We start from the raw sequence: 24,292 nt of genomic DNA, 5'->3' as shown, positions 1-24,292 counted from the left end.
GGGGCTCCCACCCCGGGCGTTCCGGGTTCTCGCAGGCGCGGCGTCTGTGCCTCTCGGCTGGGCCCGCGGCCCGGATACGCTGGATACATGGCACACGACATCGACTGGACCGAGCTCACGGACGCCGCGCTCGCCGCAGCCGAGCACGCGTACGCCCCCTACTCGGGCTACGCCGTGGGGTGCGCGGCGCTCGTCGAAGACGGCCGTCTGATCACGGGCTGCAACGTCGAGAACGCGAGTTACGGCGTGACCCTGTGCGCCGAGTGCACCATGATCGGTCAGCTGCACCTCGGAGGGGGCGGGCGCCTCCTCGCGTTCGCCTGCGTCGGCAACGGTCAGCCGATCACGCCGTGCGGGCGCTGCCGGCAGCTCCTCGCCGAGGCCGCCGCACCTGGGATGCTGCTGCAGACACCCGCGGGAATCCGCACGATCGAGCAGATGCTGCCCGAGAGCTTCGGCCCGTCGGAGATGGCCGGCACGACTCCCTAGCACTGTCCGCGGCCAGGAGTAGTCTTCTCGGGTGAGCACCGAAACCCCCGCTTCCCCGAAGCCCGAGATCCGGCCCTGGCCCGCCCTGTGGTCGCTGGTGCTCGGCTTCTTCATGATCCTCGTCGACACCACGATCGTCTCCGTCGCGAACCCCTCGATCATGGAGGGGCTCGGCACCACGATGGTGGCGACGCTCTGGGCGACCAGCGCGTACCTGCTCGCGTACGCGGTGCCGCTGCTCATCACCGGCCGGCTCGGAGACCGCTTCGGGCCGCGTCGCATCTACCTCTTCGGGCTCACCGTCTTCACGCTGTCGTCGCTCGCGTGCGGCATGGCCGGGACGATCGAGGCGCTCATCATCGCGCGCGTCTTCCAGGGCCTCGGCGCCGCACTCATGACCCCGCAGACGATGGCGGTGATCACCCGCATCTTCTCGCCCCGCAATCGCGGTTCGGCGATGGCCGTCTGGGGGATCACCGCGGGCGTCGCCACGCTCGTCGGTCCGATTCTCGGCGGCGTGCTGCTCGACGGGTTCGGATGGGAGTGGATCTTCTTCATCAATGTGCCCGTCGGCATCATCGGCTTCGTGCTCGCGATGCGATTCGTGCCGAAACTCGAGACGCACGCCCACCACTTCGACTGGATCGGCGTGCTCCTGAGCGCCGCCGGCATGTTCATGCTCGTCTTCGGCATCCAGGAGGGCGAGAGCTACGAGTGGGGTGTGATCTGGGGGCCGATCTCGGTGTGGAGCCTGATCATCGTCGGCGCGCTCGTACTGGTGCTCTTCGTCATCTGGCAGCGCGTGCAGCGCGGCGAGCCGCTGCTGCCGCTCGAGATCTTCAAGGACCGCAACTTCTCCGTCGGCACCGGCACGATCGTCACGGTCGGACTCGCCGTCACCAGCATGGGGCTGCCGCTGATGTTCTACTACCAGCTCGTGCGCGGCCTCACGCCGACCCAGTCGGCGCTCATGCTCGTGCCGATGGCGCTGCTCTCGGCTGGGCTCGCACGTCCCGTCGGTCTGCTCATCGATCGCACCGATCCGCGCCGCATCGCGACCTTCGGGCTCGCGCTCGTCGCCGCCGGCATGCTGCTGTACTTCTTCCTGCTGCGCCCCGAGACGCCGCTCTGGCTGCTGCTCGTGCCGAGCGCCGTGCTCGGCGTCGCGAACGCCTGCATGTGGGGGCCGCTCGCATCGATCACCACGTTCAGCCTCGCTCCGCAGCTCGCGGGCGCCGGCTCCGGCGTCTACAACACGTCGCGCCAGGTGGGCGCCGTGCTCGGGTCGGCCGCGATCGCCGCGCTGATGCAATCGCGCATCGCCGCGGAGCTGGGCGGCGCGAGCGGTGGTGGTGCCGGCGCTGCTGGTGCTGCCGGTGGCGAGGCCGGGATGGGCGGCGGCCAGCTGCCCGAGGCGGCGCGCGAAGGGTTCGCCGCTGCGATGGCGCAATCCATGCTGCTGCCGGTGGCCGCGATCCTCATCGGGGCGATCGTGTCGCTCTGGTTCGCCCGCCGCCCGCAGAAGACCAACACCAACCCCATCAAGGTGCCGGCGGAGGCGTAGCGCTCACCTCACCTCATTGCACCCGAGAAAGGAACGCGAACACCATGATCCTCGCATTCTCCGTCGCCCCGTCGGGCACCGGCAACGCCTCCGTCTCCGATGCCGTCGCCGAGGCGGTGAAGGTGGTGCGCGCATCGGGCCTGCCGCACCGCACCTCGTCCATGTTCACCGAGATCGAGGGCGAGTGGGACGAGGTCTTCGACGTCGTGAAGCGCGCGACCGAGGCGGTGCTGCCCTTTGGGTCGCGGGTGTCGCTCGTGATGAAAGCCGACATCCGTCCCGGGTTCGAGGGCGAGCTCGACGGGAAGCTGGAGCGGCTGGAGGCTGCGATCGGGGATGCGGGCGAGTAACGGGTTCGGCAGCGCCTGCCGCCAAGCGCGCCTCATTGCATGCGAGCACGCTCGCCGCTCACGACGTCGGGTCCGCAGACCAGCAGCTCACCGTCCGTAGTGCCGAGCTACCGCCTCCATGCCTGCGGCGAAACTCACCGCGGGTTCCCACTTGAGCACTTCGCGTGTGCGGCGCTGATCGAACCAGTGCGCGGTCGACATCTGCTCGGCGAGGAAGCGGGTGAGGGGCGGCTCGTCGTCGTGCTCCCGCAGGTTCCAGACCGTATCCACGGTGGTGCCGGCCGCGAGGGCGAGCCCGACCGGCAGTCGAAGCCGAAGTTTCCGCGCACCCCCGGCCAGCGCGAGGCGTTCGATGAATTCTGCGATCGGCCGCGGCTCTCCGTTCGTGACGACGAGCGCTTCCCCGTGCACGCGGGTGACCGCGTCGAGTGCCGCGATCATCGCGTCGACGGCGTTGGAGAGGTAGAGGGTGTCGACGAGGGCCGCGCCAGAGCCGAGGATCGGCATGCGCCCCTGTCTGGACCGCACGATGATCCGCTCGGTCAGCTGGGTGTCGCCCGGGCCCCAGACGAGGTGCGGGCGCAGCACGAGCACGGGGAACTCATCTGAACTCGCCGCGAGGGCGAGGAGTTCGCCCTCGCCTTTCGTGCGCGCGTACTCTCCACGGGCGGAAGCCGGGTCGGCCGCCTCGGCCGGCGCTCCGACGAGAGACGTCCCCGAATGCGCGACGGAGGGTGAGGAGATGTGGACGAACCGGGTCACCCCAGCGCTCCGCGCAGCATCGAGTACGCTCCGCGTGCCGTCGATGTTGACTCTCTCGAAGTCCCTCGCGTCACCGGCCATCGATACCTTGGCGGCGAGGTGGATCACGGCGGCCTGCCCCGCCATTGCTCTCGCAACCGCGTCGTCCTCGGTCACGCTCCCCAGCACATCGCGCGCGCTCTCGACGCCTGAGGGCCGGCGCTGCAGCGTGGTCACTTCGTCTCCGCCATCGATCAACGCCCGCACGACCGAGGAGCCGAGCACGCCCGAGGCGCCGGTGACGAGTACCTTCACGGGAGTTCCTTTCGCGCCGAGTCGATAGGTGTCACGGCGCGCCGATGCGCTCACCGCGCAGCACGGCGTCAGCCCACACCGACAGTCGCGTGCGATCGATCTTCGAGTTGTGACGGATGTCGGTCGGGAACGAGGTCGACACCAGCACCGCGGCGACGTCGTGCGGGAAGTGCTCTGCGAGCGCCGTCCGTACCGCGTCCGTGAGCTCCAGAGGAGCAAGACCCGACCGCATGCGGATCCCAGGCGCTGGTTCGACGACGACGACGACGGCCTGCGCTCCTCGCGGGCCGGCCCCGACGACGGCCGAGCGGTACACCTGGGGCACCTGGTCGACGACGGCTTCCAATCCACCGGGGCCGAGCGGTCCGGACGAGGTGGTGAGCACGTGCTGCAGACGCCCCTCGATCCAGATCCGACCCTCGGGGTCGATGTGGCCGATATCGCTCGTGCGGTGCCAGACCAGGCCGTCGAGCGTGTCGCGCTTCGACGCCGCGTCGGTGTGCCACAACCCGTCGTAGCCCGCTTTGAGGTGCGGCGCCGAGACGACGAATTCACCGAGAACGTCGACGGCTGCGGTGTCCGTGAGGAGAGCATCGGCGGGCCGCCCGGTCTCGTCGAGCGGCGCGACAGCGATTCGCACGCGCGGAACCGGTCTCCCGACGCAGACGCCGTGATCCCGGGATTGAGCGACGGCGGCCGCGACGCCCTCGCGATCGATATCGGTGAGCATCAGGCCCTCGGTCATGCCGTAGGGCGAGCGGATCTGCGCGTTCGGAAAGAGCTCCGCGAGGTTGTCGAGCAGTCGCAACGGCACGGGAGCTCCGGCCGACAGCACGAGCTCGACGCCCGCGAGGGCCGCGCGTTGCTCGGAGGTCAGGTCAGCGGCGGTCGCCTCCACGTTGCGGTACGCGGCAGGAGATGCGAAGACCATCGTGCATGCGCCGGCGAGAATCGCATCGGCGAGCGCGGAGGCCGTCAGGGTGCGCGGCTTCGTGACCGACATGTCGGGAGTCACGCTGCGGATGCCGAGACCCGGCCCGAGCAGAGCGAAGGGGGCGAATCCGGCCGCCCAGCTCGTTTCGCCGTGCACGGTGAACTGCTCGCGGAGCGTGCGGGCCAGCGCGCCCAACCGGGCGTGCGTGTACCGCACGCCCTTCGCCGGCCCCGTCGACCCAGAAGTGAACAGGATCACGGCGTCATCATCGGGGCCGGGGGAGCGGATCGGCTCGTGGCCCGACGCGCGCGACAGCTCGGTCACACTCGTCTCGACGCCCAGTGCGGCGCGTTCGAGTGCGTTCAGCCGTCGAACGGAGATGCGCCGGCCGGGCCATCCGGCGGCCCGGGCCAGGAGCAGGCCGGGCTTCTGGCCGATGATCCACTGCGGATCGGACGCTTTGACGGCACGGGTCATGCCGGCCGCGCCCAGCCCGGAATCGGCGACGACCGCCACTCCACCCGCCTTGAGCACGCCGTAGAGCACCGCGGTGAGATCGTTGCCCGGAGTCACCAGCAACGAGACCCGGTCTCCCGGTTTCAGGCCCAGCTGCTGCAGCCCCTGCGCGATTCCATCGCTCACGCTCGTGAGCTGCCGCCAGGACACCTCGTGCGGCGGGGTGCGCGTCATGTCGACGCTCGCCACTGAGGAATCATTACGACGGGCGTCGAGAGCTTCGAAGATCATCGGAGCGCGAGGATCGCGCGCGGCGGTGACGGCGCCCTCCGCGCTCTGGCGCGATGCCCCTTCGGGGGACGGGGTCTCGCCGGGGAAGCGCTGCCGAAGCCAGGCGAGGATCAGGGATGCGACGTCGGAGTCCTCACTGACGAGGTGCGAGGCCTGCTCCATGCGATGCACGTCCGCCTGCGGCAGTCGCTGACGGAGGTCGCGCAGGAACTGCTCACCGAACACCGGGTCCTTCGGTCCCCAGACGAGCAGCGCCGGAGTGTCGATGCCGCTGATGTCGGCAGCCGACTGCTGCAGCTCGGCGTACGACGGATGGGAGGGATCGACGGGAACATCGGCGACGAATGCGCCGATACCGCCTCGCAGACCGGCGGCGCGATACGGAGCGCGGTACGCGTCACGAATCTCGGATGGGATGGGCCCCTGACCGAGATGCAGGGTGGTGCGCAGAAACCCGTCCGTGAACACGGTGGAGATGGGCAGGATCGGCCCGCTCAGCGCCAACCGGAGCGGGGTCGGAAGCGACATCTCCGCGGGGAGGTGCACGCCCGTGTTGAGGCTGATCACCCCGTCCACGATGTCGAGGTTTCGTGCCGCCCAGGTGAGCGACACGATTCCGCCCCAGTCATGGCCGAGGGTGACGATCGGATGCGAGGGCGATCCCTCGGCCCCGGCAGTATCGGCGAGGAGCGACCGCACGACCGCGTCGAAATCACGCACGCGTTCGGCAAGACGGCGGTATCCGGACCCGTGCGTCGTGGGCAGCGCATCATGCGTGAGGCGCTCGGAGTAGCCCATGTCGAGCTGATCCGGGGCGATGACGCGCCAGATCCTTCCCGTGGCGTCGCTCAGTGCTGCGGCGGCGACGCCGCGCCACAAGTACGACCACGTGGGGTTTCCGTGCAGCGCCAGAATGGTGCCACTCGGCTCGAGACCTCGCGCCTGCAGCGCTGGAAGGGTGTCGAGTACATGGAACGTGCGTTCGCCGTCTCCTGTATCCACCGTCACGAGACGCGACCACTGCTGGTCCCACTCGGAGAGGAGGCCTGGGAGAACCGCCGGACGCGCCGTGAACCTCACCAGGTGATCTCCACCATTGCAGTGTTCAGACCTGATCCGACTCCCAAGCAGAGAACGCGGTCGCCTGGCTTCATCTTCGGAGCTGTGCGGGCGAGGGTGATCGGCAAGGAGGCCGGGCCCACATTGCCCAGCTCCGGATAGGTCTTGGCGATCCTGGACTCGTCGATGTCGATGGCGTTCGTCAGGGCATCGACGTGGACGTTCGAGACCTGGTGCGGAATGTAATGATCCATGTCCTTCCAGTCCCAGTCGTTCTCGTGAGCCTCGTGCCAGGCGTCGGAGATGAGTCTCATGCCGTTGCTGAGCAGCCCTTGCGTATCGGTGAACATGCCCTCGTAGTCGCCAACGCAGAGCGCGTGATTCCACGTCGCTGCGCGGGAGACTCCACCATGGATACGGTGCCCTTCGGGGTGCAGATCCGCTCGTCCGAGCACGGCAGCGGCGGCTCCGGAGCCGAGAGTCAGCGTCGCGAATTCGTTCAGGTACTCTTCGCGAGTGATGCCGTCGCGATTCAAGCGGGCGACGGTGGCCTCTTGCACCCGCGACATGTCCTCGCCCGCGACGATGAGTGCGTAGTCGATCTGGCCGGCATCGATCATGCTCGCAGCGACGGTGATCCCGTTGACGAATCCCAGGCATGCATTGGTGATGTCGAAGTTCATCGCTGCCGGGCCGAGGCCGATGCTGTCGTGGACGGCGACCGCGACGGATGGCTCGAGCGCCTCGCGAGAAACCGAGGCGTTGATCAGAAGCCCGATCTTCTCTGCTGGGATTCCTGACTCGGCCAGCGCCTGCCGTCCGGCGGAGGCCGCTCCTTCGATGTAATCCGTTGGGCGTTCCCAATTGCGTTTCGCGGAGACGCCTGCGACCCGCTGGAGCAGGCCTCGCGGAAGGTTCAGGCTCTTGAGCGTGTCGCTGAGTCGTTCGTCGAACGATTGGGAGGTCACCTCGACCGGTGCGACAGCTTCGGCGAGCCCGAGAAGTGCGACGTTCGAATGTCGTGAGTTGCTGTTCGCGGCGTCTGCATCGGACCCGGTGGCCGGCGACGGAGGTTCGGGTTTCATTGGGGTCAACTGTAGTCGTATGACATAACTCAACCTTCATATGTCGCGCGCAGCGACTGCCCGGTACGCGTTTTTCGACACGGTGCCCGTCACATTCGTCGGTCAGAACGTGGAGGGGAGCGGCCACCCGGTGTACGCCTCGGCCAGGAAGCGCTGGCCGGCCTCGGACTCGATGACGCCTCTGAGTTCTCCGAGCTGCCGCTGGCGGTCGAACGCGTCGGCGCCATGCACCGCGTGCAGCATGCTCGTCATCCACCAGGAGAAATGCTGGGCCTTCCAGATGCGGCGGAGCGCCGTTTCGGCGTACGCGTCGATGCCCCGCTCATCGTGCTCGACGAGGAGACGCCGCAGTGCATCGCCGAGCAGCAGCACGTCCGCGATCGCGAGATTCATGCCCTTGGCCCCAGTCGGGGGCACTGTGTGCGCGGCGTCGCCCACGAGCGCAGCGCGACCGCGCCGCAGCCCGCCGGCGACGAAGCTGCGGAAGCGCAGCACGTCGCGTTGGAAGATTGGACCCTCGGTGAGGCGCGTGCCGGGAACCCGACGCTGCAACGCGTCCCAGATCTCGGCCTCGCTGAACGCGTCCGGGTCGGTGCTCGGGTCGCACTGGAAGTACATGCGCTGCACCGTCTCCGACCGCTGACTGATCAGCGCGAAGCCGTCGGGCGCATTGCTGTAGATCAACTCGTCCGAGCTCGGCGCCGCCTCGCACAGCACACCGAACCATGCGAAGGGATACTCGCGGAATGCGCCGTTCCCGCGGTCACCGGCGACCGCGGGGCGCACGACGCTCCGCGATCCATCAGCGCCGACGACGAAGTCGCAACGGATCTCGAACGGGGCTCCGTCAGCGTCCGTGGCGACGACGCGCGGCTCGGAATCGACGTCGTGCACGGCGGTGACGCTCGCGCTGAACCGCAGATCTTGCCCGGCGGCGAGGCGCGCAGCGATGAGGTCTTTCAGTACCTCGTGCTGCGGATAGAGCCACACAGACCGTCCGACGAGTGACGGGAAATCGATGCGGTGGCCCTCGCCGGCGAAGCGGAGCTCGATGCCGTCGTGGCGGTGCCCGACGGTGCGGGCACGGCTGCCTTCGATGCCGTCGAGCACCTCGACCGTCCCCTGCTCGAGAATGCCTGCGCGGATGGTCGTCTCGATCTCCTGACGACTGCGCGCATCGACCACGATGGATTCGACGCCTGCCGCTGCCAGCAGGTGCGACAGCAGGAGGCCGGCGGGCCCCGCTCCGACGATGGCGACTCGGGTGCGCTCGACGGTCATGGGTCTCCTTTGGCGGGGTCGAAGGGGGCGCCGGTATCGCGCGCGGCGTGCGAACGGCGCGTGCCGAGTGCAGCCATGGCGATCCGCGACCAGTGTGCTGGGATCGGCCCCGCCCGGCCGCACTTTTCTCACTCACTGGGAAACCGGCCGGACCTACCCCACCCCGCCCGCCCGCTACGCTCGGCAGGAGGTGAACTCGAGGAGGCGAGATGGCGGAGCAGGCGACGCCTGGCGTGCTCGACCGCGCGCTCGCGGTGTTGTCGTGCTTCAGCGAGGACGAACCCGAGCTCTCCGCCGGCCAGCTCGTCGAGCGCACCGGCCTCGCCTCGTCGACGCTCCATCGCCTCGTCGCCATGCTCGTCGACCGCGGTCTGCTCACGCGCCTGCCGAATCGGCGGCTGGCGGTCGGTGCGCGGCTGTGGGAGCTCGGCGAGCTCTCCCCGCTCGCGCTGCGCCTGCGCGAACGCGCGATCCCGCACCTCATGCGGCTCTACGAGGTGACGGGCGAGAACGTGCACCTCGGCGTGCTCGATGGGCCGGCGGAGCGCGCGAGCGTGCTCTACGTGGGGCGCGTCACCGGCCGCCGTTCGATCCCCACGGTGAGCCGTGCGGGCGGGCGGGGTCCGCTGCACACGACGGGCGTCGGCAAGGCGCTGCTCTCGGGGTGCGACGACGCCTGGTTGCAGCGCTACTTCGGCGCGAGTCCGCTGCTCCGGGAGACGACGCACTCGATCGTCGACGAGCACGCGCTCCGCACCGACCTCGCCGCCGGCCGCGCGCGCGGCTACTGGAGCACCCGCGAGGAGATGACTCTCGGCAATGTGTCGATCGCCGTCGCACTGCCGAGCGTCGACGGATTGCCCCCGATCGCGCTCGGCGTCGTGGTGCACCTCGAGCGGGCCGACGAGCGGCTCCTGTCACGGCTCATGCAGCAGGCGGCGAAGGAGATCCACTCCGAGATACGGAGCATCTGATTCCCGCTCAGTGAGAACTCCGGGAGCGATCGTCGTCTTCGGCTGCCACGCTGATGCGCAGGTCACGACCTCGAAGGAGAGCACCTCATGCCCGAGCACCCCATCGCCCCGGCACCGGAAGCCCTGCTCGCAGCACCCGATCAGGCTTCTCAGCAGCAGATCTCGGAGGAGATCGCGTCACTCCACGCCGACTTCTTCCGCCGCGCTGCCGATGGCGAACACCTGCCGCGCACCATGTACGACTTCCCGCCGTACCGTTCAAGCCTGCTGCGGCATCCGACCAAGGACCCGCAGCTCGTCGATCCGGAGACGATCGAACTGTGGTCTCCCGCCTATGGGCAGCGCGATGTCGCGGCGATCGAATCGGACCTGACGCTGCACCACACGGGTGAGCCCCTCGGCGAGCGCATCACCGTCACCGGACGGTTGCTCGACGCGTGGGGCCGCCCCGTGCCGAATCAGCTGATCGAGATCTGGCAGGCGAACGCGGCGGGCCGGTACATCCACCAGCGCGACCAGCATCCGGCACCGCTCGATCCGAACTTCACGGGTGCGGGTCGCGCGATCACGAACGAAGCCGGCGAGTACACGTTCACGACGATCAAACCGGGGCCGTATCCGTGGAAGAACCACGTGAACGCCTGGCGGCCGGCGCACATCCACTTCTCGGTGTTCGGCCGATCCTTCACGCAGCGCCTCGTCACCCAGATGTACTTTCCGGGCGACCCGCTGTTCGCGCTCGACCCGATCTACAACTCGATCCGCGAGCAGAAGGACCGTGATCGGCTCATCGGCGTCTACGACCACGACCTGACGGTGCCGGAGTTCTCGATGGGCTACCGATTCGACATCGTCTTGGACGGCCCGCAGGCCACCTGGTTCGAACCCGAGGAAGGGGAGCACTGATGCCCCGGCAGCCCGCGCCCCAGCAGCACTCGCCCGCGCCCGCGAAGACGCTCGCCCCGACCCCGGGCCAGACGGTCGGCCCGTTCTTCGCGTACGGCACCACGTTCCCGAAGCAGCACGAGATCGCCTTCCCGCACTCGCCGGGCGCCATCGTGCTGGCAGGAACCGTCTTCGACGGGGCCGGCACCCCGATCCCCGATGCGATGATCGAGATCTTCGCCGCCGATACGGATGGCAGTGTGCCGCGAGCTCGAGGCACGCTGCGCCGCAACGATCATGCGTTCACCGGTTTCGGGCGAGCCTTCACCGACGACGAGGGGCGCTTCGAGTTCTGGACCCGCGACCCCGGGTCGTCGTCGGGCGAGGCGCCGTTCTTCGCGGCGATCGTCTTCGCTCGCGGTCTGCCCGACAAGCTGCACACGCGGATCTACCTCCCCGACGATGCAGCGCGCCTCGACGCCGACCCGCTGCTCTCCGTGCTTTCGGCCGAACAGCGGAGTACGCTCGTGGCAGCACGCACGCCAGAGGGCCATCTCGCTCATGACATTCACCTGCAGGGTGCGAAGGAGACCGTGTTCCTTGCCTACTGATCCGGACGCACATGCACCCCGCCGCGAGTTCGACGCGGGGCTCCTCTCGCCGGTGAGCGCGGGAAGCGACGCCGTGCTGGCCGATGCGGAGGTGCTCGGCGCACTCGTCGCGACCGAGGTCGCACTGGTGCGGGCGTGGGCGGAGATCGGTGTCGCACCGCGCGCACAGGCTGCCGAACTGTCATCCGCCCTCGGCTGGAGCGGAACGGGCGACGTCTGCGCGGGCTTCGACGCCTGGCTGCCGCAGCTCGCGGCGGAGGCCGCGGGCGGCGGCAACCCCGTGATCCCATTGGTGCCGAAACTCCGCGACCGCACCGCCCCCGAGCTGCGGCACTGGGTGCACCGCGGTGCGACCAGTCAAGACGTGCTCGACTCCGCGCTGATGCTGATCGCGCACCGGGCAGGCCGGGAGACGCTGCAGCGGTTGCGGCAGACGGAGACCGCGCTCGCGCGGCTCGCGAGCACCGAGCAGGATCGCGTCGCCGTCGCCCGTACCCTGACTCAGCACGCGGTGCCGACCACTTTCGGCCTGCGCGTCGCCGCGTGGCTGCGCGGGGTGCGGCGCGCCTCCGACCGTCTGTCAGGCGCGCTGTCGGAGCTCCCGGTGCAGATCGCCGGGGCGGGCGGGACGATGGCGGGATACGTCGCCGTCGCTCGCGCAGAGCTCGGTTCGGACGAGCGCGCCGTGCGCGCTGCGGGGAAGCTCCCCGCGGCGTTCGCCGCAGAGCTCGGGCTCGCGGTCCCGGACGGGCCGTGGCACACGGTGCGCTGGCCGATCACCGAGCTGGGCGACGCACTCGTGCAGTGCGTCGATGCACTCGGCGTGCTGGCGGCCGATGTGGCCACCCTCAGCCGCACAGAGATCGGCGAGGTCGCGGAGTCGCGCGGAGGTGGATCATCAGCGATGCCGCAGAAGCGGAATCCGGCGCATTCCGTGCTGATCCGCTCCGCGGCGATCCGCGCACCTCATCTCGGCGCGACGCTGCACGCCGCTGCGGCGCTCGCCGTCGACGAGCGACCCGATGGGGCGTGGCACGCCGAGTGGCAGACGCTGCGCGAGCTGCTCCGCGTCACGCTCGGCGCGAGTGCCCATGCCGCCGAGCTCGCCGGGGGTCTCGCCGTCGACACCGACGCGATCGCACGCAATCTGGGGATGACGAACGGCCTGATCGTCGCCGAGCGGCTCTCGATCGTGCTCGGCGCGATCATCGGCGCCGAGCGGGTGCGCGACATCGTGTCGCGGGTGCGGGACGGGGCGGGGCTCGCCGACGCGCTGCACGCCGAGCCCGGCCTCGTCGATGCTCTCGCCGCCCGAGGAGGGCCGACGATCGCACAGCTGGCTGATCCTGCGCAGTACACCGGCCTGGCCCACGGGCTCGTCGATCACGCGCTCGCACCCGGCGCTGCCCAGGAGGGCGGCGCCCGCCCCGCAGCCGACGCGCCCGCCCCGACCGAGGAGCCAGGATGACCGCCCCAGAAATCGCACTCACCGAACCGATCGGCGCCGACGGTGCGCCACTGATCGTGCTCGCCCACTCCCTGGGCACCGGCCCGCTCATCTGGGAGCCCGTCGTGCCGCTGCTCGCGAAGGAATACCGCGTGTCGCTGCTCACCCTGCCCGGCCATGGAGTCGCGCCGGTGCCCACGGACGCGTTCACGCTCGACGAGCTCGCCGATGTCGTGGCAGATCGCGTGCGCGAGTTGGCGGGTACGATCGGCACCGCGTACTTCGCTGGGGTCTCGATCGGCGGGGCGCTCGCCCTCACGCTCGCACTGCGGCACCCCGATGTCGTCACGCGTGCGGCCAGTCTCGCCTCGGCCGCATCGCTCGGCTCGTCGGAGCACTGGAAGACGCGTGCGGCCACGGTGCGCACGCAATCGACCTCGGCGCTCATCGCGGCATCCGCGCAGGCGTGGTTCGCGCCCGAATCGATCAGCCGCGAGCCCGAGCTGACCGGGCGCATTCTGCACGCGCTGCAAGACACCTCCGACGAGGGGTACGCGCGCTGCGCGGAGGCGCTCGCGACGTACGACCTGCGAGACCGGCTCGGTGAGATTCGCATCCCGGTGCTCGCGCTCGGGGGCCGCCAGGACCAGGTCGCTCCCGAGGAACGGCAGGACGAGCTCGTCGCGGGCATCCCGAATGCGCGGAGACTGATGATCGAGGACGTGGCGCATCAGCCTCCGGCAGAGAACGGTTCCGCCGTCGCGGAGGCGCTCCTCGCGTTCTTCGGCGCGGACGCGAGCGGAGGGGGCCGGGCATGAACGCCGAGTCGAGTGACGCGACCGGATCAGCGGGCGCAGGAGCAGGCGGGCTGTCGGACGCGGGGCGCTTCGAGCAGGGCATGGCCGTGCGCCGCGCCGTGCTCTCGGACGCGCACGTCGATCGCGCGAATGCGCAGATGACCCCGTTCACCGCCGACTTCCAGGACTTCATCACGCGCACCGCGTGGGGCGACATCTGGTCGCGGCCAGGGCTCGACCGGCGGTCGCGCTCCGTGGCGGTGCTCACCGCCCTGATCGCGCTCGGTCACGACGCTGAACTCGCGATGCACGTGCGCGCGGCGCGCGCCAACGGGCTCACCGTCGACGAGATCAAGGAAGTGATTCTGCAGGCCGGGCTCTACTGCGGGGTGCCGGCGGCGAACTCCGCGTTCGGCGTCGCGCAGCGGGTGCTCGAGGAGCTCGGGGACCTGTAGCTACCTACCCCGCCCCACCAGCCTCATCCACTCAGTGGCTCTGCCCGAGCCCGCCGCTCAGCCGCGTGTGGAAGGCCGACGACTCGGCGTTCATGCCGATGAACTCCACCGACTTGCCGTGCTGCCGGTATTTCGTCTCGATGGCGTCGAGTGCTGCGACAGTCGAGGCATCCCAAACGTGTGAGCGAGAGAGATCGATCACCACGCGCTCGGGATCATCGGAGTACTCGAAGAGCGTGGTGAGGTCATTGCTCGACGCGAAGAGGAGCTGACCCTCGACGGTGTAACGAGCGATGGCCACTCCATTCTCAGAGGTGAGTTCGCGCTGCACGTTGACGAGGTGCGCCACGCGGCGCACGAACATGATCGCAGCGACGAGCACCCCGACGATCACGCCGATCGCGAGGTTGTGCGTCGCGACGACGACCGCCACCGTGATGACCATGACCGCGGTCTCACTCTTGGGCATGCGACGCAGCGTCGAAGGAGCGATGGAGTGCCAGTCGAACGTGCCGACTGACACCATGATCATGACGGCGACGAGCGCGGCCATCGGAATGATCGCGACGAGATCGCCGAGCAGCACGATGAGAATCAGCAGGAAGACGCCGGCCAAGAAGGTCGAGATGCGGGTGCGCGCCCCCGAGGCTTTCACATTGATCATCGTCTGCCCGATCATCGCGCATCCGCCCATGCCGCCGAAGAGGCCGGACGCGAGGTTGGCGATCCCCTGACCCCACGATTCGCGCGTCTTGTTGGAGTGCGTGTCGGTCACGTCGTCGACGAGCTTCGCCGTCATCAGTGATTCCATGAGTCCCACGAGGGCCATCGCCAACGCGTACGGTGCGATGATGGCGAGCGTCTCCCACGTCAGCGGAACGTTCGGCACGAATAGCTCGGGCAGACTGCGGGGCAGCTCTCCCTGGTCGCCGACGTTCGGAACCTGCATCGCGAACACGAGTGCGGCGGCAGTCACGAGCACGATCGAGACGAGCGGCGCGGGCACGACTCGGGTGAGCCGCGGCATTACGACGAGGATGAGGAGCCCCACGGCGACGAGCGGGTACACCAGCCACGGCACGCCGATGAGCTGGGGAAGCTGAGCGGTGAAGATGAGGATCGCCAGAGCGTTGACGAACCCGACCATCACGCTGCGCGGGATGAACCGCATGAGCTTCGCCACGCCGCAGACCGCGAGCACGATCTGCAGCACTCCCGCGAGCAGCACGGTCGCGATGAAGTAGTCCATGCCGTAATCGCGGGCGACGGGCGCGATGACGAGCGCGATCGCTCCGGTCGCCGCGGTGATCATCGCGGGTCGTCCTCCGACGAAGGCGATGGTGACGGCCATGATGAACGACGAGAAGAGCCCGACCTTGGGGTCCACTCCGGCGATGATGGAGAAGGAGATGGCTTCGGGGATGAGCGCAAGGGCGACCACGAGCCCCGCGAGTGCCTCCCGGGTGAGGAGTCGTGGAGAGCGAAGCGCGGTCATGACCGACGGATCTGACCGATAGCGTGCGGGGTCGTCGGTGCTGGTGGTCGTGATGGACATAGGTCTCCTCCTGGGAGCGGCGAGAGCTCTCGGCGTGAAAGCATGGACAATGCTGATGGGCGCGACAGTGCGCTCGGGCCGAGTGCCGAGGAGCGGAACGCTTCACTCAAGGCCCGATGATCAATACTAACGTAACGTTAGAGTTGTGGCGAATGAAATGAGGATGACGCGTGCCTGAAGATGGAATGATGCACATCGGTGAGCTCGCGGCTCGCACGGAGCTGTCGATCCGCACCCTGCGCCACTACGACCAGATTGGGCTGCTCGTGCCGACGGGGCGGTCGGAAGGCGGATTCCGCCTGTACACCGAAGGTGACTACGATCGGCTCATGCTGATCCGGCGGATGAAGCCGCTCGGATACTCCCTGGATCAGATGGGGGATCTGCTCAGGGCGATCGACCGCACGCAGGGGTCGACCGAGGAGCATGCGACGCGAGCGGTCGAAGACTTCCTCGCCGACGCGGAAGAACGGCGGGAGAAGCTCGCCCGGCAGCTCGAGGCTGCCGACGAGTTCATTCGTCAACTCCGCGAAACACCGCTCCGTTAAGCGGTGTTTCGGCAGTCGCGCTTCGATGCGAGCGACCCCATTCGTGACATCGAGATTGTCGCTTCATATCATGGGAGTCATCGCCGGCGGCATCACGAGCTCCGGGCGCGACAGTGCGGTACGAGCAGGGGACGGATGATGGCGCGAGAACTCGTATGGACCGGATTCATCACGCTCGACGGGGTGATGGACTCGCCCGGCGGCCCGAGCGAGGGGCACCCGAGTGGCGGGTGGGTCATGGGCACGCCGTTCGACGAGGCGGCGTTCTCGCTGAAGGGCGAGGAGCTCGAGGAGACGACGGCGCTGATGTTCGGGAGACGCAGCTACGAGGCCTTCGCCCCGATCTGGCGGGATTCCGAGGATCATGCCGCATACCGGGATCTCCCGAAGTACGTCGTGTCGTCGAGCCTCGGCCCCGAAGGGCTCGTAGCGGGGTGGGGGCCGAGCACCGTGCTCCGCTCCGAGGCGGATGTCGCGGCGCTCAAGGAATCCGACGGGGGTGCGATCTTCATCCACGGCAGCGGAGAGCTCGCCCGCCGGCTGTCGCGCGCCGGACTGATCGACCGGTATCACCTGCTGATGTTCCCGGTGCTGCTCGGCACGGGGAAGCGGGTCTTCCCGAGCGATGAGCCCGGCGAGCAGAAACTCGTGCTCCGGGAGTCGGAGGCCTACGGGAACGGGGTCGTGAAGGTGATCTACGACGTCGTTCGCTGATCCAGCGGCTGAAACGTGCGGCCGACCGCATCGACCGCATCAGTGCTCGCACACAGCACAATGCCCCCGGTGCGGTGCGGAGCGGAATCCGGACCAGGGGCATTGTCTTCGTTGCGGGGGCGGGATTTGAACCCACGACCTCCGGGTTATGAGCCCGGCGAGCTACCGAACTGCTCCACCCCGCGGCACGTGACAACCGTATCGCGGCAGCCGGGGAAGTTCGAATCGGGGAGCGCATCCGGCGCGTCGCCGCGAGGAGCCGGGGGCGGTGTCACCGACCGGAGGGCGGAAGCTTGTCGATCCCGTGACGGTTGGGCTCACTCGGTTCCGCCGCGGTGTCGGGCGATGCCTGCGTTGCACCGGAGGGGGTCTCGCCGGAGGTCGGGTAGCTCGGCTTGTCCGCTTCGGTCGGCGCGTCGTGTGCGGCGTCGCGCTCGTCCTGCGGCGGGAGGTGGTCGAGGGGCTGCTTAATCTCGTCTGCGTTCGTCATGCACTCCACCCTCCGTCGAAGTCGCCGGAGGGGCCAGGGGATTGCACTCGCGCGGGTGATGTGTTGGACCGAACCGGTCCGCCGGAGCTGTGACCGTCGTGCGGTGACTACGATCGAGAGAACACGCGCACTGAGGAGGCCCATACGTGGATGACGTGCTTTCCGAGCTGGATCGCCGCATCGTCGGCGCACTGCAGGTTGACGGCAGAGCGCCTTGGAGCAGTGTCGCCCGTGCGCTCGACGAGCCACTGCGCACGGTCGCTCGCCGCGGCAGGGTGCTGCTGGAGTCGGGGATGCTCTCGGTGGTCGGGCTGCGCAATCTCGGCCCCACCTGCGTGATCGAGATCACCTGCAAGCCGTCTCGTCTGGAATCACTGGCGGAGGAGCTCGCACAGCACCCGGGAGTCGTCTACGTCTTCATTCTCGCGAACCCGTCGAGCGTGCTGGTCGAGGTGCACGAGCAGATGTTCGATCTCGGCACGATGACGCTCTCGGTCATTCCCGCGTACGCCGGTGTGCTCGAGGTGTCGGCTACGCCGGTGCTCCACTATTTCAAGACGAACGCCGACTGGCAGCCGGGGTTGCTGACGGCGGCCGAGACGTCGATGCTCGGATCGCGGGCCCGCGTCGAGGAGTCGACGGCGCCGCCAGAGCGCCTCGACGCCGCCGACAGTGCGATCGTTCAAGCGCTCGAACGGGATGGGCGAGCGGGAATCGCCGAACTGGCCGAGCTCGCGGGGGTCACCGAGCCGACTGCGAGGAAACGGCTCGCAGACCTCGATGCGCGCGGAGCCGTCGCTACGCGCGTGCTGATCGATCCGCACCTGCTCGGGTTCGGCATCGAAACGTGCGTGCGCATCGACTGCGTCCCCGGCGAGGTGCGGGCGGTGGGCGAGGCGATCGCTGATCTGCCCGAGAGTCGGTACGTCGCGGAGTTGCTCGGCGAGCATTCGCTCATCGCGCACTTCGTGGCCGACGACCTGCCGCACGTGCGTCGACTGCTGCACGAGGAGTGGACCACGAGGGTCGGTCGCCTGCATCCGGCGCTGGTCACTCGAGTGGTCAAGCGAAGCGGACGCATCATCGCCGCCTGAGAAGCGCAAAACGAAAACTTTTGCGTCGGTGTTGGCGTAAATCCAAAGTCGTGGTTAACTTACTGACCGTAGTAGTAAGTCAATGACGATGGGAATGCGCTATGGCCGATCCGGCCGAACTCTCCGCCACGGAACTCCGAGCGGCACTGGGTGCCCGTGACATCAGCGCCGTCGAGGCGGTGACCGCGTATCTGGCGCGCATCGAGCGCGGCGCGGCAGTGAACGCGATGGTCACGGTGGATGCCGCCGCGGCGTTGCGGCGGGCAGCGCAGCTCGACGCCGAGGGGCCCGACCCGAGACTTCCGCTCTTCGGGCTCCCGGTCGGCATCAAAGACACCCACGACACCGCAGGCATGCGTACGACATACGGCTCGATCCGCCACGCCGAACACGTGCCGCAGCGCGACGCACTGCACGTGCGGCGCATGCGGGAAGCCGGAGCCATTGTCATCGGGAAGACGAACGTGCCCGAGTACGCCGCCGGTTCTCACTCCGTCAACCGAGTCTTCGGTGCGACGCGCAATCCGTACGCGCTCGACCGTTCGGCGGGGGGAAGCAGCGGCGGGGCGGCTGCGGCGCTCGCCGCTCGCCAGGTCGCGCTCGCCGACGGGAGCGACATGGGCGGCTCGCTTCGCAACCCCGCCTCCTTCTGCAATGTCGTCGGACTTCGGCCCTCGCCGGGAGTGGTTCCCGAAGCCGAATCGACCAATCTGCTCACGCCGCTCACCACCGCCGGGCCGATGGGGCGTACCGTCGACGACGTCGCACTGCTGCTCTCGGTGATCGGAACTCCAGATGCGCGCACCCCGATCGCCGCGCCGTCCCTGGGCGCCGCGGGCGAGCCCCGAGACCTCCGCGGGTTGCGGGTGGCCTGGGCGCCGACGCTTGGCGGCAACGCGCCGCTCTCGGCTGACGTCGCCGAGGTGCTCGAACGCGCCGTCGCGCTGCTGGCGGAAGCGGGGGCGAGCGTCGAAACGGCCTGCCCCGATCTCAGCGGCGCAGCAGACGCCTTCCTCACCCTGCGCGCAGCCGAATTCGAGATGACGTGGGGCGATGCGCTCGACGCCGACCCAGAAGACTTCAATGAGCGCCTCACCTGGAATATCACGCAGGGGCGCTCGCTGACCGGACGCGACATCATGAGCGCGCAAGAGCGCCAGACCGCACTCATGCGCGGGGCCGCGCGCTTCTTCGAGAACTTCGACGTGCTCCTCGCGCCGGCAGTGACGGTCGCGCCGTTTCCCGTCGACTGGGATTACCCGCGCACCATCGCCGGTGAGGCGCAAGCGCACTACCTCGACTGGATGCGCGCGGCGACGACGATCACCATGCTCGGCGTGCCGGCGCTCTCCGTACCCGCCGGTTTCACACGCGAGTCGCTGCCCGTCGGCCTGCAGGTGGTCGGGCCGTTCGGCAGCGATCACCGGCTGCTCGGGATCGCCAGAGCCTACGAGGCCCTCACGGGCTTCGCCCGTCACTCCCCAGAACTTCCGACCGCCTCTCACCATTGGAGCAATGAAGCACGATGAAACCTCGACTGTTCACTCTCGGAAGGCTCGCGATCGTGAGCGTTCCGGCCCTCGGATTCTTCGCGATTCCGTTCTTGCCCTTCGCTCAGCAGCCCGTGCTCTGGCTCGGCCTTCCCGCAGTGCTGGTGTGGAGCGCGCTGATGGTGCTGCTCTCAGTCGCCGCTCTGCAGGTCGTCGAAATGCTCTACCTGCGCGCCGGCGGACGTGAGGCCGATCTGCAGGAGGCCGAGCGCTTCGCCACCCAGCAGATCGAGCAGATCCGCGCGGCTCGTATCGCCGCAGAGGACAGCGAGGGCGTGCGATGACACTCTCCATCATGATCGTCGTCGGCATTGTGCTGATCGGCGCACTGGGCGTCGCGAGCCGACGCCGCCAGAAGAGTATGAGCAACTGGACCGTCGGCGAGCGCAGCAATCCGAAATGGACCTCGTGGTTCCTCCAAGCGGGAGAGTCGCTGACCACGTTCAGCTTCCTCGGGCTCGCCGGCATCGCGTTCGGCGGGGGCGTCAGCGCGACGTTTGCCGTCGCCTACCTGACGATCTCGTGGCTCGGCCTGTACTTCGTGGCGCCCCGCATCCGCGAGTTCGGGCAGCGTCGCGGATACCTGACCCTGGGAGACTTCTTCGAGGACCGCTTCCGCAGCCGCTGGCTCGGTCGCATCGTGTCGGTGATCGGTGCTCTGGCCCTCATCCCGTACCTGCAACTGCAGATCACCGGTCTCGGCCTGATCGTCGAACTCGCCACTGGGAGCGAGCGCGCCCGCGGGCTCAGCATGGTCGTGGCGAGCATTCTGGTCGCCGTCTTCGTCGCATGGTCGGGACTGAAGGGCATCGCCCGCGTGGCGATCCTGAAAGACATCATGATGGTCGTCGCCATGGTCGTCATCGCTGCCGGGCTCATCATCTCATTCGGCGGGATTCCCGAGATCTTCGGCCAGATCGCGCGCGAGGCTCCCGTGCTGCTCACCATGCACGTCGACGGCTACGATCCCGTCTTCTTCATCACGGCGACGCTGGTCACGGTCATCGGGTCGAGCTTCAACACGCTGCCGCACCTCTGGCCGCCGGTGCTCGCTGCGAAGAGCGGTGAGGTGCTGCGGAGCAACGCGAAGTGGCTGCCGATCTACCAGCTCGTGCTCTTCCTGCCCATCACGGTGGGCCTCGCAGCGGTGCTCGTGCTGCCGGGCGATACGACGGGCAACACGGTGCTGCTCACCATGTCCGGAGAGATCCTCCCGGATTGGCTCGTGGGAATCGTCGCGATCGCCGGCGCCTCGGCGGCGATGGTACCGGCGTCCGCGATCGTCATGGGAATCTCCACTCTCGTCACCCGCAACGTGATCGGCGAGCTGCGCGCGAAGCACCACATGACGGTGAACTACCTCGTCATCGTGGTCGCGATCGGCCTCGCGCTCGCCTTCGGTCTCGTGCGCTCGGACATCGGGGCCCTGCTGCTGCTCACCTACGGGTGCACCACGCAGTTCGCCCCGGCGATCGCGATCGCTCTGGCCGACCGCGTGCGGGTCGGCGCCTGGCCGGTGGGGCTCAGCATCGCCACCGGCGCGCTCACCGTGGCGGTCATCACGTTCGCGGAGATCCCGATCGGCAGCTGGGATTCCGGCCTCATCGCCCTCGTCCCCAATCTCGTCGTCCTCATCGTGGCCGAGGCCATTCGCCGGGCACGCGGCGGACGCGACGTGGAGCAGGTCGCGGTACCGGAGCCCGAGAGCGTGATCGGGGGGAGATCCGTGTCCGCTCTGAGCTGACTTCTGGCGAGTATCGGCGCAGTGCCAGCCCCAGGGCGTAGCCTGCGAGCGAGGCCGGTACGAGAGCCCGGCACGTGAAAGGGGAACCGATGAGCATCATGTACACCGCTGAGGCACTCGCGACCGGAGACGGGCGCAATGGCCACGTCAAGACCGTCGACGGGCTCGTCGACACCGATCTGCGCGCTCCGAAGGAGATGGGCGGCCCCGGCGGCGCCCCGAACCCCGAGGTGCTGTTCGCCGCAGGCTACGCCGCATGCTTCCACGGCGCCCTGCAGGCGGTTGCGCGCGAGAAGAAGGTCGACATCGCGGATTCCAGTGTCGGTTCCCGCGTGCACCTGAGCAACGTCGACGGGGGCTTCGAGCTCTCAGTCGAGCTCGAGGTCGTGCTCCCGCATCTCGAGCACGCGCAGGCTCAAGAACTCGCCGACGCCGCGCACCAGGTGTGCCCGTACTCGAAGGCGACGCGCGGCAACATCGAAGTGAAGGTCACCGCCTCCGACGACTGAGCCTCGGCGGGCGCCGAACGCCCGCCGAAACGCCGAACCCCTGCCGAGAATACGTGATCTCGGCAGGGGTTCTGTGCGCCGGCAGGGGCTCGGCGAGGGGGCGCCTAGCGGCGCTCGTAGCGGCGGGCGCTGCCGCGCAGACCGGCGAAGCGGAACGGAGCCTCGGTGACGCGCGGGGTCTCGACGTCGACGTTGCTCGGCAGCTCGCGCGCGTGCAGCTCGCGGTATTCGGGCACGCTGAGCGGAACGCGCGCGTCGAGCACGGAGGTGAAGTGGTCGCTGCGCGATGCTGCCGCCGGCTGCACCACACCCGTCAAGAATTCGCTCACGCTGCCGGAGCCGTAGCTGAACATGCCGAGGCGCTTGCCGACGAGGTCTCGCTCGTGGTCGAGCACCGAGGCGACGCCGGCGTACAGTGAGGCGGTGTACGCGTTGCCGAGGCGGCGGTTGTAGATCGCGCCCGGCACGAGGCCGTCATCGCCGAGGTCAACGCCCGTGTGCTCGCCCAGGCGAGCCTGCGCCTTGCGCGCCATCTTCGTGTACGGCTGGTGGTAGACGAGGCGGTCGATGTCGGTGATGGCGGGGCCGCCGTGCGCGGCGAGATCGTCCCAGGCGCCCGTCATGGCGTCGAGGTACGCCGAGATCGACAGAGCGCCGTCGACGATCGCCGTCGACGAGTCGTTCGGCCGCCAGAAGTCGTCGACGTCGGCGGAGAAGAGCCCTGAGGCGGGCTCGATCTCGACGAGGGCCGGATCGACGCCGATGAGGATCGCTGCGGCGCCCGCGCCCTGCGTGGGCTCACCGGGGGAGTCCAGCGCGTAGCGCGCGATGTCGCTCGCGATCACGAGCACGCGCTCGTTCGGGTTGCGCTGCACGATACCGACGGCGGCCTGGATCGCGGCGGTGCCGCCGTAGCAGGCCTGCTTGATCTCGGCGACGCGCACCTGGGGCGGCAGTCCGAGCAGCTTGTGCACGAAGACGCCGGCAGCCTTCGAATGGTCGAGACCGGACTCGGTCGCGAACAGCAGGGTGCGCACCCCGTCGAGTCCGTTCCGGTCGAGCAGCGCGAGCGCGGCGGTGGCGCCCATGGTGACGATGTCCTCGTCAGCCGCGGGAACGCTGAACTCGTCTTGCCCGAGGCCGAGCCGGTACTTGGCAGGGTCGACGCCGGTCGTCTCGGCAAGCGTGCCCAGGTCGAGCAGGTGGTGCGTGGTCGCCAGTTCGATGTCGTGAATGCCGATGGAGGTCATGCGTTCGGCGTCTCCTTCCGCTCGATGCGCAGGTGCGCAGCCATGAGTTCGCCCGGGTTCGTCTGCGCTGCGATGAGCGAGAGCTCGCCGCAGAGCACGGTGGCGGCCATGAGCTCGGCGAGACGGCGGGCGTTCTCGCCCGGCTCCCGATCCTCCCGGCAGCCGATGCGGGTCAGCGCCTCCTCGATGTGGGGCAGGTGCTTGCCGTTGCCGACCGTTCCCACGATGAGGTGGGGCACGGTGCACGAGAAGTACAGCCCCTCTTCCCGGTTCTCCGCGTAGGTGATCCCCTGCGATCCCTCGACGATGTTCGCCGCGTCCTGCCCCGTCGCCAGGTAGAAGCCGAGCAGCATGTTGGCGTAGTGGGCGTTCGCCGAGCGGATCGCGCCGGCGATGGTGCTGCCCACCAGGTTCTTGCGCACGACCATGTCGGTGACGCGCTGGGCGTCGGTGCGCAGTCCGCTGGCGACGAGCTCGTGCGGGATCAGGATCTCGGCGACCACGCTGCGCCCGCGGCCCAGAATCCCGTTCACCGCCGTCGCCTTCTTGTCGGAGCAGTAGTTGCCCGAGATGGAACCGTATTCGATCTCGAGCCCCCACGACAGGATCCGCTCCATGAGCGCATCGGCCGCGTTCGTCACCATGTTGTGACCCGACGCGTCACCCGTGGTGAACGCGAAGCGGACGAACAGCAGGTTGCCGACGATCTCGGGGTGCGCCTCGAGCAGCTTCGCGTGACGGCTGCCAGCGGTGACGACCTCCTGCAACTCGCCGAGGCGGGCCTCGATGGTCTGCGCGGCGATCTGCGCACCGACAGCGCCACGCGCCGTGAAGAGCACGGACCGGGTCATCCGCTCACCGGTGACGACGGTGCGGATGCCGCCTTCGACGGCGCGGGAGACGCGAGCACCGCGTCCGACGGACGGCCAGAGCGGTGTCTCGTAGGTGGCGAGGGGCACCGAGATCTCGCCGGAAACCGAGGATCCGGTGATCCTGATCGGGCCGACCCAGCTGGTCGGGATCTCCGTGACGGTCTCGCGGTGGGCCTGTTCGGGAACGCTCATGGCTTCCTTCGTGAGTGAGTGCGTGGGTGCTGGGTGAAGT

Annotated in this window: 24 protein-coding genes and 1 tRNA gene; 16 read left to right on the top strand and 9 right to left on the bottom strand. The window is 68.7% G+C overall.

The window, feature by feature from the left end:
- The first annotated feature begins 87 nt into the window (after positions 1-87).
- Genes JE033_RS07590 through JE033_RS07580 form a run of 3 tightly spaced genes read left to right on the top strand, consistent with a single transcriptional unit; the run spans position 88 to position 2,403 of the window.
- On the top strand, positions 88-489 hold the full coding sequence (locus JE033_RS07590) for a cytidine deaminase (RefSeq protein ID WP_200330511.1): 402 nt from the start codon (positions 88-90) through the stop codon (positions 487-489).
- Between the two features lie 31 nt (positions 490-520).
- Positions 521-2,053: a DHA2 family efflux MFS transporter permease subunit gene (locus JE033_RS07585; protein ID WP_370567920.1), complete on the top strand. Its 1,533-nt coding sequence runs from the start codon at positions 521-523 to the stop codon at positions 2,051-2,053.
- A gap of 44 nt (positions 2,054-2,097) precedes the next feature.
- Positions 2,098-2,403: an MTH1187 family thiamine-binding protein gene (locus tag JE033_RS07580; protein WP_200330509.1), complete on the top strand. Its 306-nt coding sequence runs from the start codon at positions 2,098-2,100 to the stop codon at positions 2,401-2,403.
- A gap of 87 nt (positions 2,404-2,490) precedes the next feature.
- Here the strand turns inward: JE033_RS07580 and JE033_RS07575 are convergent, their stop codons facing one another.
- The 4 genes from JE033_RS07575 to JE033_RS07560 form a co-directional block, all read right to left on the bottom strand.
- Complete coding sequence (locus tag JE033_RS07575) at positions 2,491-3,459, bottom strand: NAD-dependent epimerase/dehydratase family protein (RefSeq protein WP_200330507.1); 969 nt, start codon at positions 3,457-3,459, stop codon at positions 2,491-2,493.
- 31 nt (positions 3,460-3,490) lie between these two features.
- Entirely contained in the window at positions 3,491-6,220 is a 2,730-nt protein-coding gene (locus JE033_RS07570) for an alpha/beta fold hydrolase (protein ID WP_200330505.1), read from the bottom strand.
- Positions 6,217-7,284, bottom strand: coding sequence for a 3-oxoacyl-ACP synthase III (locus JE033_RS07565; protein WP_090146151.1), 1,068 nt, complete (start codon positions 7,282-7,284; stop codon positions 6,217-6,219). The genes JE033_RS07570 and JE033_RS07565 overlap by 4 nt, the downstream gene beginning before the upstream one ends.
- Before the next feature lie 102 nt (positions 7,285-7,386).
- Positions 7,387-8,565 carry a 4-hydroxybenzoate 3-monooxygenase gene (locus JE033_RS07560; protein ID WP_200330503.1) on the bottom strand — a complete coding sequence of 393 codons (1,179 nt, stop codon included), beginning with the start codon at positions 8,563-8,565 and terminating at the stop codon, positions 7,387-7,389.
- 209 nt (positions 8,566-8,774) lie between these two features.
- Between JE033_RS07560 and JE033_RS07555 the strand changes: the two genes are divergently transcribed.
- The 6 genes from JE033_RS07555 to pcaC all read left to right on the top strand — a co-directional run bounded on the left by JE033_RS07555 (position 8,775) and on the right by pcaC (position 13,734).
- On the top strand, positions 8,775-9,539 hold the full coding sequence (locus tag JE033_RS07555) for an IclR family transcriptional regulator (protein ID WP_200330501.1): 765 nt from the start codon (positions 8,775-8,777) through the stop codon (positions 9,537-9,539).
- 87 nt (positions 9,540-9,626) lie between these two features.
- The gene (pcaH, locus tag JE033_RS07550) at positions 9,627-10,445 is read left to right on the top strand and encodes a protocatechuate 3,4-dioxygenase subunit beta (protein WP_200330499.1); all 819 of its coding nucleotides are present in this window, start codon (positions 9,627-9,629) and stop codon (positions 10,443-10,445) included.
- Positions 10,445-11,035 carry a protocatechuate 3,4-dioxygenase subunit alpha gene (gene pcaG, locus JE033_RS07545; protein ID WP_200330496.1) on the top strand — a complete coding sequence of 197 codons (591 nt, stop codon included), beginning with the start codon at positions 10,445-10,447 and terminating at the stop codon, positions 11,033-11,035. Before pcaH ends, pcaG begins: the two co-directional genes overlap by 1 nt.
- Entirely contained in the window at positions 11,025-12,503 is a 1,479-nt protein-coding gene (locus JE033_RS07540) for a lyase family protein (protein ID WP_234037119.1), read from the top strand. The genes pcaG and JE033_RS07540 overlap by 11 nt, the downstream gene beginning before the upstream one ends.
- Entirely contained in the window at positions 12,500-13,300 is an 801-nt protein-coding gene (locus tag JE033_RS07535) for an alpha/beta fold hydrolase (protein ID WP_200330492.1), read from the top strand. The genes JE033_RS07540 and JE033_RS07535 overlap by 4 nt, the downstream gene beginning before the upstream one ends.
- A complete protein-coding gene (pcaC, locus tag JE033_RS07530; protein ID WP_200330490.1) occupies positions 13,297-13,734 on the top strand; it encodes a 4-carboxymuconolactone decarboxylase in 438 nt (145 codons plus the stop codon). The genes JE033_RS07535 and pcaC overlap by 4 nt, the downstream gene beginning before the upstream one ends.
- A 31-nt stretch (positions 13,735-13,765) precedes the next feature.
- Here pcaC and JE033_RS07525 read toward each other — a convergent pair whose 3' ends face one another.
- A complete protein-coding gene (locus tag JE033_RS07525; RefSeq protein WP_200330488.1) occupies positions 13,766-15,289 on the bottom strand; it encodes a SulP family inorganic anion transporter in 1,524 nt (507 codons plus the stop codon).
- 170 nt (positions 15,290-15,459) lie between these two features.
- Here JE033_RS07525 and JE033_RS07520 point away from each other — a divergent pair, with 170 nt between their 5' ends.
- A complete protein-coding gene (locus JE033_RS07520) occupies positions 15,460-15,837 on the top strand; it encodes a MerR family transcriptional regulator (RefSeq protein WP_200330486.1) in 378 nt (125 codons plus the stop codon).
- 138 nt (positions 15,838-15,975) lie between these two features.
- Positions 15,976-16,551 (top strand): dihydrofolate reductase family protein, encoded by a 576-nt coding sequence (locus JE033_RS07515; RefSeq protein WP_200331102.1) that lies wholly within the window; start codon positions 15,976-15,978, stop codon positions 16,549-16,551.
- Positions 16,552-16,662: 111 nt separating this feature from the next.
- Here the strand turns inward: JE033_RS07515 and JE033_RS07510 are convergent.
- Both JE033_RS07510 and JE033_RS07505 read right to left on the bottom strand, forming a co-directional pair.
- Positions 16,663-16,736 (bottom strand) — tRNA-Met (locus JE033_RS07510).
- 86 nt (positions 16,737-16,822) lie between these two features.
- Positions 16,823-17,041, bottom strand: a complete 219-nt coding sequence (locus tag JE033_RS07505; RefSeq protein ID WP_090146165.1) for a hypothetical protein — start codon at positions 17,039-17,041, stop codon at positions 16,823-16,825.
- Positions 17,042-17,187: 146 nt separating this feature from the next.
- Between JE033_RS07505 and JE033_RS14775 the strand changes: the two genes are divergently transcribed.
- The 5 genes from JE033_RS14775 (at position 17,188) to JE033_RS07480 (ending at position 21,938) form a co-directional block, all read left to right on the top strand.
- Positions 17,188-18,135, top strand: a complete 948-nt coding sequence (locus JE033_RS14775; protein ID WP_200330484.1) for an Lrp/AsnC family transcriptional regulator — start codon at positions 17,188-17,190, stop codon at positions 18,133-18,135.
- 101 nt (positions 18,136-18,236) lie between these two features.
- A complete protein-coding gene (locus tag JE033_RS07495) occupies positions 18,237-19,664 on the top strand; it encodes an amidase family protein (RefSeq protein ID WP_200330482.1) in 1,428 nt (475 codons plus the stop codon).
- Complete coding sequence (locus tag JE033_RS07490; RefSeq protein ID WP_090146171.1) at positions 19,661-19,969, top strand: hypothetical protein; 309 nt, start codon at positions 19,661-19,663, stop codon at positions 19,967-19,969. The genes JE033_RS07495 and JE033_RS07490 overlap by 4 nt, the downstream gene beginning before the upstream one ends.
- Positions 19,966-21,429 carry a sodium:solute symporter gene (locus JE033_RS07485; RefSeq protein ID WP_200330480.1) on the top strand — a complete coding sequence of 488 codons (1,464 nt, stop codon included), beginning with the start codon at positions 19,966-19,968 and terminating at the stop codon, positions 21,427-21,429. Before JE033_RS07490 ends, JE033_RS07485 begins: the two co-directional genes overlap by 4 nt.
- Before the next feature lie 89 nt (positions 21,430-21,518).
- Positions 21,519-21,938, top strand: coding sequence for an organic hydroperoxide resistance protein (locus JE033_RS07480; RefSeq protein ID WP_090146175.1), 420 nt, complete (start codon positions 21,519-21,521; stop codon positions 21,936-21,938).
- A gap of 104 nt (positions 21,939-22,042) precedes the next feature.
- Here JE033_RS07480 and JE033_RS07475 read toward each other — a convergent pair whose 3' ends face one another.
- Positions 22,043-23,188 carry a hydroxymethylglutaryl-CoA synthase gene (locus JE033_RS07475; RefSeq protein WP_200330478.1) on the bottom strand — a complete coding sequence of 382 codons (1,146 nt, stop codon included), beginning with the start codon at positions 23,186-23,188 and terminating at the stop codon, positions 22,043-22,045.
- Entirely contained in the window at positions 23,185-24,252 is a 1,068-nt protein-coding gene (locus JE033_RS07470; RefSeq protein ID WP_090146187.1) for a hydroxymethylglutaryl-CoA reductase, read from the bottom strand. Before JE033_RS07470 ends, JE033_RS07475 begins: the two co-directional genes overlap by 4 nt.
- Between the last annotated feature and the right edge of the window lie 40 nt (positions 24,253-24,292).

The sequence above is a fragment of the Leucobacter sp. L43 genome, from assembly GCF_016597785.1.
GTDB lineage: Bacteria > Actinomycetota > Actinomycetes > Actinomycetales > Microbacteriaceae > Leucobacter > Leucobacter alluvii.
The sequence above is the reverse complement of the archived record's forward strand: the minus strand, read 5'-3'. Positions and strand labels throughout refer to the sequence as shown.